The sequence below is a fragment of the Oleiphilus sp. HI0043 genome (assembly GCF_001634935.1).
In genome coordinates this window covers 1-1,389 of sequence record NZ_LWEY01001464.1, presented here as the reverse complement: position 1 = coordinate 1,389, position 1,389 = coordinate 1, and the positions used below count along the sequence as shown (strand labels likewise).

Below are 1,389 nucleotides of genomic sequence, written 5' to 3'. Positions count from 1 at the left end.
TGGCGCATATTCCAGAACATCGGAGAAGAAGTCTTGTTCTTCTAATCCGGCTTCCAGCAAGGCGTCCATTGCAGAATGAACAAGCTTTGGCGAGCCACTAACAAAAACCTTACTATCCGCTAAATTTGAAAAGTCTGCTAATACCGCATCACTCAATTGATTGTGATGAGCGTTTGCATCTATGTTTTCAATGTCTGCGATAAGCGGGTGGAATTCAAAGTGATCATATTTCGATGCCCACTCCTCAGCCAACTCTGCCAAGTACATATCTTCTTCTTTTCTAACTCCCCAATATAAGGCAAGCGGAAGCGAATAATTCTGCGCCAGGAGATAGTCAATAATAGACTTCATTTGAGCAAAGCCGGTACCAGCAGCCATCAAGATTAGCGGCTTATCAGGCACTTTTGGCAAACAAGCCTTTCCAAACGGTAAAGAGATCGTGACACTGGCTCCACTCTCCAACGCGTCCTTACAGTAGTCCACAATTTCAACCGCTGAGTTCAAGTGCGGATCAGCCTGAATGTGGAGGGTGATTTCTCGCAAGCCAGGCGCTGAAGCGATAGAAAAATAACTACCAGCATCCTTACCCGGCATCTCAAGTGCCAAATACTGCCCGGCATAAAACTCCGGCAGCTTGCCCGCAGGTAACTGCAACTCAACTTTATAAACATGCCCTCTAATCACTTCGACAGCGATTACTCGGCAAACCGTTTTCTTCACAGGCAATTCTCCTGGCCCATAGATATTATCTATTGTAATTTTGCTTGAGTTCACTGGCCAAGTCTGGCACAGCAACAAGTCTTTCTGTAGTGGCCCCTGAACCAGCTCCCTTCGGGGGCCGAATTCAACTTCGCCAGAAACGAGCTTGGCCCGGCATATCTCACAAACCCCGTTGCGGCAACTGACGGGCAACTTCAAGGCATATCTGTCAGCAATTTCATATACTGACTCTCCCGCATCAAAAGCCAATTCGTATGTGCGAAGCTGGCCTTCAACCCGTGACTCTATTTCGAGCACGTTCACTTGGACTGATCACCACCAAAGATGCCCAAGTCGTCCCACCTTTCATCAACTCGAGACTTTATCTCGTCAGTCATGGTAATTGGTTCACCCCATTCCCGGTTTGTTTCACCCGGCCATTTATTGGTTGCATCAAGACCCATCTTGGAGCCTAAGCCCGATACTGGCGAAGCGAAGTCCAAATAGTCTATCGGTGTGTTTTCAACCAAGGTGATATCTCTTGCCGGATCCATACGTGTCGTAATTGCCCAAATCACATCTTCCCACTCTCGTGCGTTAACGTCATCATCCAAGACAATTACGAACTTGGTATACATAAACTGGCGAAGGAAGGACCACACGCCCATCATCACGCGTTTAGCATGCCCT

The 1,389-nt window shown here is 47.6% G+C and carries 1 protein-coding gene and 1 pseudogene; both read right to left on the bottom strand.

The features are described from left to right. Nucleotides 1–1,023: 2Fe-2S iron-sulfur cluster-binding protein (locus A3729_RS20695; RefSeq protein ID WP_068634232.1), on the bottom strand; the 1,023-nt coding region annotated here is incomplete at its 3' end. Then, nucleotides 1,020–1,389: pseudogene (locus tag A3729_RS20690) on the bottom strand (UbiD family decarboxylase domain-containing protein); the annotation flags it as partial. The gene A3729_RS20695 and the pseudogene A3729_RS20690, both read right to left, overlap by 4 nt.